General features: G+C 57.7%; 6 protein-coding genes. All 6 read left to right on the top strand.

The features are described from left to right. The first annotated feature begins 332 nt into the window (after positions 1–332). Entirely contained in the window at positions 333–1,553 is a 1,221-nt protein-coding gene (locus FJ418_RS26610; protein WP_140870750.1) for a glycosyltransferase family 2 protein, read from the top strand. Positions 1,554–1,648: 95 nt separating this feature from the next. Continuing rightward, complete coding sequence (locus FJ418_RS26605; protein WP_140870747.1) at positions 1,649–2,338, top strand: methyltransferase domain-containing protein; 690 nt, start codon at positions 1,649–1,651, stop codon at positions 2,336–2,338. Beyond that, complete coding sequence (locus tag FJ418_RS26600) at positions 2,335–2,724, top strand: GtrA family protein (protein ID WP_140870744.1); 390 nt, start codon at positions 2,335–2,337, stop codon at positions 2,722–2,724. Before FJ418_RS26605 ends, FJ418_RS26600 begins: the two co-directional genes overlap by 4 nt. Next, complete coding sequence (locus FJ418_RS26595) at positions 2,724–3,392, top strand: class I SAM-dependent methyltransferase (RefSeq protein ID WP_181167097.1); 669 nt, start codon at positions 2,724–2,726, stop codon at positions 3,390–3,392. The genes FJ418_RS26600 and FJ418_RS26595 overlap by 1 nt, the downstream gene beginning before the upstream one ends. A gap of 12 nt (positions 3,393–3,404) precedes the next feature. Further along, on the top strand, positions 3,405–4,538 hold the full coding sequence (locus tag FJ418_RS26590; RefSeq protein WP_140870736.1) for a glycosyltransferase family 4 protein: 1,134 nt from the start codon (positions 3,405–3,407) through the stop codon (positions 4,536–4,538). A gap of 149 nt (positions 4,539–4,687) precedes the next feature. Further along, positions 4,688–6,379: a glycosyltransferase family 39 protein gene (locus FJ418_RS26585; protein WP_140870733.1), complete on the top strand. Its 1,692-nt coding sequence runs from the start codon at positions 4,688–4,690 to the stop codon at positions 6,377–6,379. The last annotated feature ends 19 nt before the right edge of the window (positions 6,380–6,398 follow it).

Raw genomic sequence — 6,398 nt, 5'->3', positions numbered from 1 at the left:
TCAGCACGAATCGTTCCATCAAAAGCTTGAATCACGACCAAGCCAAGATGGGAATCCTGAATATCAACAAACCTTAGCTCGCACTCGATTTTGTCATAGGCCGTCCCTTCCTTGGCGAAAGCGACCTGTCGATCTCACCGCCATCAGCGACTGGCCACGTTGGCATATCCTGATATGCCGCTCTACAACTGAAAACACCCAATTCGCTCCACGGCGCTTAACTATCATATATCATTGACTAACTTGTTCTTGCTAATGTTGCAGGACAGGCAGCGCAAACGCGGGGCATGCCTAAGTGGTCCTAAGACGACTGGGCTGGAGCGGGGGGCACGATGGTTGACAGGCCAGATTTTGCGACAATCGAGGTCGATCCGGATAGCTTGCACGCCGATGATGCGGGGACTCCCGTTGTGTCGGCCATCATCCCCTGCCTGAACGAAGAGCGCACGCTCGGCATCTGCATCCGCAAGGCCCTTGATGCCTTTGCGAGGCGGGGTATCAAGGGTGAGGTAGTCGTTGGGGACAACGGATCAAGCGATCGGTCGGTTGAGATTGCCGAAGCCCTCGGTGCGCGTGTCGTGCACCAGCGGGTCAAAGGATACGGCGCGGCGATCAGTGCGGCCGCTGAATCCGCACAAGGCAAATACCTTATCATGGCAGATGCGGACGACTCCTATGATTGGAGCAACATCGGTCACTTCATTGACGCACTGGACGATGGTGCCGAACTGGTCATGGGCGATCGTTTTGCGGGCGGCATCGAGCCTGGCGCCATGCCTGCGCTGCATCGATATCTCGGCAATCCGGTGCTTTCAACGATTGCCCGCTGGCTTCACCATTCTCCGGTACACGATTTTCATTGTGGCATGCGAGGCTTCACCCGGGATGCATTCCGCAGGATAGGCGCGCGCTCGCCTGGCATGGAATTCGCCTCGGAGATGGTCATCAACGCGCATCGCGCAGGCCTCTTGATCCGTGAGGTGCCGATAAAGCTCTATCCGGACAAGCGTGACCGTCCCCCCCATCTGCGTTCATTCCGCGACGGTTGGCGGCACCTGCGGCTGATCATAGCCCACGCACCGGATACCATGTACCTTATACCGGGAATGACCTTGCTGGTGGTTGGCATTGCTGGCCTTGCAATACTTGCTGCGGGACCTGTCCGGATTGGCGGGTGGTATTTCGGAATTCACTTCGTCGCGCTCTCCGCAACGGCGACACTGATTGGCCTTTCGGCGATCCTTTTCGGCATGTTGGCCAAGGTGGCGATCGCTATTTATCAACCGGTCCACCGAGGCCGTATAGTGCCCTGGCTGATGCGCGGCCGCCCGTTGGAATGGCTGGTCCTTTCCGGCGGCGTGCTTGCGGTGGCCGGCTTTGTCGCGGACGTTTTGCTGGCGCTGCATTGGATTTTTGTCGGCGGGCCAATGGAGCAGTCAGTGCACCTAACCTTTGTGATCACCACCGCCTGCGTGGCAGGCATGTCCATGGTGTTATCCAGTTTCGTGCTCAAGTTGCTGCTTGATACTTTGGACGACAGGCGTTTGTTTTGACTGTTCGCTTTCCGACATCGGTGAGGCCCTCGGCGTTCCGGAAAAGAGGGTAGTGTAGGACACGGCAGGTCGAGGTACCATTGAGAGCTGGCGGTATGAGGGAAAGCAGGGCCGTTCCGCGTATCTGGGATACGGACTGGCTGGTTTTGCGCGGGTTGGCGCGACTGTTGCGAGACGAGGCGCTGGCGCATGTCCGCCCTGGCACGCTGATGGTCGATCTCGGCTGCGGTGACATGCCCTACGCCGAGATGATGCTCCAGATGAAGATCGATTATCGCGGCGCCGATATTGGCGAAGGCAGCTTCCTGAAAATAGACGAACAGGGCCGTGTGCCGCTGTCTGATGGCGCCGCAGGAGCGGTGCTTTCAGTACAAGTGCTGGAGCATGTGCGCGACCTTGACACCTATTGCGCTGAGATCCGGAGACTGCTGCGCGACGACGGTGTGCTGCTGTTGTCGACTCACGGCACCTGGCTATACCATCCCCACCCCGAAGATCATCGCCGCTGGACACGCACAGGACTTGTCGTAGATCTTGCTGATCGCGGCCTCAAAGTCGAAGAGGTGCATGCGATCGCCGGGCCTTTGGCAACCACTACGCTGATCCGGCTGACGGGCTTTGCTTTCTTCCTTCGCCGTCTGCCGGTCATAGGCACAATTTCGGCATCGCTGCTTGCCCTGTTGATGAACCTGCGCGCTCAATTGGAGGACCGCATTACGCCCGCCCAAATACGCGATGACAATGCCTGTGTTTTCCTGGTCCGGGCTCGCAAGGCAGCGATATGAGCGTGCGCACGCCCTTGGCCTATGTCCTGATCGCCGGTATCTGCATTGCACTGCACAACGCCGTGATTATTTTGGCTGACAGGGCCGGGATACCGTTATGGCTGGCCGTGCTGTTGTCTTTCTGTGTCGTGGCGGGCACGGGATATGTGCTTCATAGCGTGTTCACTTTTCGCCGGCCATTAGCTTCCACGGCCTTGGTGCGTTACGTCGTTGCGATGCTCGCCAACATACCATTGGCTTTTGTCACCATATGGTTCTGGCATCAGCAGGTCGGCCTGCCGATGGTGTTCGCCTCGCCACTTGCCTCGGTCTGTATGCTGGCGCTGAACTTCCTGCTTGGTCGATGGGCCATTGCCTCGCCAAACCGTTGGATGACGAGGGGCTGATGACCTTGGCCACGGCAGTGCCCCCGATCGATCCAAGACTTCTGCAGAGCATCCTGTCGCGTCACCTCGCCATTTATCGGAACAAGGTGCCGACCTATCAGGCGGTCATGCTCGACAGTTTACGTGAGCTGTGGGACGATCACCATCGCAGCCTGCTCGATGTCGGCGGCGGCACTGGGGTGATCGCCCAAGCCATGGCTGAACTCTTTCCGGTAGATGAAGTACAGACAGTGGACATGGTTGACCGTTTCTGCTCCTCGCTAAGCGTGCCGACCAGACAGTACGACGGCAAAACCCTACCTTTTGCGGACCGCACTTTTGATGCAGCGACGCTTAACAATGTAGTGCATCATGTGCCAGTCGCAGCACGTATGGACTTGCTGCGAGAAATCCGGCGCGTCGTCGATGGTCCGCTCTACATAAAGGATCACGAAAGCCGCGGAATGCTGGACAACCTGCGTCTCATTGCAATGGACGCCATAGGCAATATCCCATTTGGCGGGATGATCTGGGCGCGCTATCTGACACGCACAGAATGGGAGAGGCTAGCAGCCGAAAGCGGCTACCGCATTGCCCGTCGCGCCGTGCCAAAGCGATATCGGAAAGGCATCCATCGACTGTTGTTTCCCAACAGACTCGAGGTGACGATGTGCTTCGAACCAGCTTGATGGACCAGCCCATTGCGTATTCTGACGGTCAGCCATTTCTATGAAGCTCACGGCGGCGGCATAGAGCGTGTGGCCGGGCATTTGTGCCGACAATTCAGATATCTAGGCGTTCAGGCAGCTTGGGCGGCCAGCGATGCCGATCCACCGCCAGTGGCCGACGTCGAACCGCTGCCGCTCGCCTGCATCAATCCCACAGAGAGGGTCATGGGCCTGCCAATGCCGCTGCCTGGCGCGCGGGCGATCCGCGCGCTGGCCCGCGAAGTGCGTCGCAGCGATGCGGTGGTGGTGCACGACGCTTTATACGTCACTTCGATCCTGGCAGTGCTGATGGCGAAGGCGTATCGCAAGCGCGTCGTTCTGATCCAGCACATCGCCGATATCCCCTTTTCTTCGCGCATGCTCCGCTCGTTGATGGCGCTGGCAAACATCGTCGTTACTCGCCCTATGCTGCAGGCGGCTGATGCACTTGTGTTCATTAGCGACACCGTGCGCCATGAGCTTGTGGGCACCCCGGCGCGCATTCCCCATCAGTTGCTGTTCAATGGCATCGACAGTGCAATTTTTCACCCCGCCGGAGGCATGTCTTCCGTGCCGGAAGCTCTGGCAGGGATCGCAATTCCGCCGGATTTTCGCCGAGTTCTTTTTGTCGGTCGCTACGTAGAGAAGAAGGGATTGGCGGTGCTGCGCGCTTTGGCTGCGTCCCGACGGGATATCGTGTTTCTATTGGTCGGTAGCGGTCCGATCCACCCACGCAAATGGGGGCTCGGCAATGTTTATGATCTTGGCGCCCAGAGCCCTCAGGCTCTGGCCGAACTTTACCGAGGTGCTGACCTCCTGCTGTTGCCGAGTGTGGGAGAGGGCTTTCCGCTCGTCATACAAGAGGCAATGGCTTGCGGGTTACCTGTCGTGTGTGGAGAGCCAAGCAACCGCGCGGACCCTGGCGCCACCGAATGGTTGTGCGGCATTGCCATCGATCTCACCGATCCCGAAGGCTCGGCCAGGCGTTGCAGCGATGCTATCGACAGCCTCGCCTTCACCTCCGCGGAGCGCGCCGCCATGGCTCGCTATGCGTTAGCTCAATATGAATGGGGCAAAATCGCGCGCGGTGTGCTGACTTTAGCGCGGGGAGGAGCGGACCAACTCTGATCCAGTTCGCTATCGTCAATGCGTGTCGTATCTGCATCCGGCCAGGCTGGGTCTCTGGCTACAGGCATCGAATAGGGACCCAGTCGCGTAACTTAGCCAATTTTTTTAATTAGCGTCGCTTATATCTGAGGTTCATTAAGGGCGTTTGAATGCAATCAGAAGCAGGTTTAGCTGATCTACTCGGTGGGGGATCGCACCGCCTAACGGTCTTTCTTTGCGCCTTGATCGCAGTGAAAATCGTCTTGTTGTTTGTGCTGGCTTGGAATTGCCGTTTCGTCATGGACGAATTCGGCCAGCTTGGATATGCGAAGTATCTGTTTAATGGCTTGTTCGCCGCAGTGCAGCCAAGCAAGGCGGTCGGTTCCACCGCCTTTTACAAGCTGGCTCACCTGATCGGCTGGGATGCCACGTCCATACTTCTTGTCGGCCGCATACAGACCGCACTGATAGGGTGTGCGATCGTCACCATGGTCTACGCTTGCGCCCGCGCGCTTGGAGAGGACCGGATCCGTGCCTTGATCATCGCCCTCGTCCTCCTGTGCTTCTCGAATTTCATGGAACGGGCCTTTCGCACAATCGCCGAACCGCTGGCTGTGTTCTTCGCGGCGGCATCGCTGCTGGTCGTGCTGCGGGCACGTGAGTTGAGGGGAGGGCAGCTTGTCGCCGCCGGCCTCTTGAGCGGCCTGTCATTTCTCACGACACAGAAATCAATCTACTTCAATCTTGCGCTTGGGCTTGGCCTGGTCGCCGACGCTGCTTTGATGAGGCGCTACGCCGAAGGCATTGCCCGCGGCACATGGTTCGTGTTGGGATGGACTGTTTCCATAATTGTTTATTGCTTCATCTTCGGCGGCGTCGACCCTGTTCCGATTGCCAAGAGCCTCTTTTTTGGCCCTGTCGAGCTTGCGACGCGTGGGGGCGATGAATACGGAGGCTTGAGGCAGTTCGTGTTGCAGACGCTCGGGCGGAACTATGTTCTCTATGTCGCCTGTTTCTCCGGCATGGCCCTGTCTCTGACGCAGATCATGACACTCTATGAACGGAGGCGAATTGCCCTTATCTTCTCCGTCGTTATCACGGTCCTGGTCTTCCTCCACAATCAGCCGTGGCCTTACGTTTTCATCATGGCGTTGCCATTCATGTCGCTATGGTCGTTGACATTGCTCGACGGCCTAGCAACTCGCATTCTTTACCAGCGCCTTGCTTGGATAGCGCTGGTCACGGCCATGGTCATAAGCTTCGTTGCCAATCTGCTCTACCTTCGCATCGACAACGCAGCCCAACTTGAACTGGTGGCGCGTGCAGAGTCTTTGCTTGCACCGAGCGAGCGGTATTTCGATGGCATAGGAATGCTGCCCAATCGGATGGAGCCGTCAACCTTGTGGCTCGATAAGCACTATGTGCTCAAGACCTTGCGGGAAAGCGGCCACTCCGAAGCGTACAGTGTCTTGAGCAAGTCTCCGCCAAAGCTGATCCTCTGGTCGTACAGGATGGACTATATCTACCCGGTGGTCGCGCCTCTGATCTTGAACAGTTACGTCCGTGTTGCGCCAAACCTTAGGATCGCCGGTTTCCGCCTTTATCCTGGTGAGCGAAAGATTTTCGAGGTTCCGATTGCTGAAAACTATGCCCTATATGGCGCCGATGGAACACCCTTGCCGGGCCAGGTCGAAATCGACGGCACCGTGGCTGATCCACCGTTTCACCTCACGACCGGGCCAAAAACCGTAGCATTGCGAAAAGTTGCAGGCGAAGCATTGCTGCTGCCGACGGGCTCGTATGCCGGACATTTCAAGGCCGGCAGCGACAACGACTCTCTATTTGGTGATGTCTATAATTGAGCGCCGCTCTTACTGACGG

The organism is Mesorhizobium sp. B2-8-3 (assembly GCF_006440815.1).
Lineage (GTDB): Bacteria > Pseudomonadota > Alphaproteobacteria > Rhizobiales > Rhizobiaceae > Mesorhizobium.
The sequence above is the reverse complement of the archived record's forward strand: the minus strand, read 5'-3'. Positions and strand labels throughout refer to the sequence as shown.

What these genes read in the sequence shown, in the direction of transcription:
- FJ418_RS26610 (WP_140870750.1), top strand. Translation starts at nt 333, where the DNA reads ATGGTTGACAGGCCAGATTTTGCGACAATCGAGGTCGATCCGGATAGC.
- FJ418_RS26605 (WP_140870747.1), top strand. Translation starts at nt 1,649, where the DNA reads ATGAGGGAAAGCAGGGCCGTTCCGCGTATCTGGGATACGGACTGGCTG.
- FJ418_RS26600 (WP_140870744.1), top strand. Translation starts at nt 2,335, where the DNA reads ATGAGCGTGCGCACGCCCTTGGCCTATGTCCTGATCGCCGGTATCTGC.
- FJ418_RS26595 (WP_181167097.1), top strand. Translation starts at nt 2,724, where the DNA reads ATGACCTTGGCCACGGCAGTGCCCCCGATCGATCCAAGACTTCTGCAG.
- FJ418_RS26585 (WP_140870733.1), top strand. Translation starts at nt 4,688, where the DNA reads ATGCAATCAGAAGCAGGTTTAGCTGATCTACTCGGTGGGGGATCGCAC.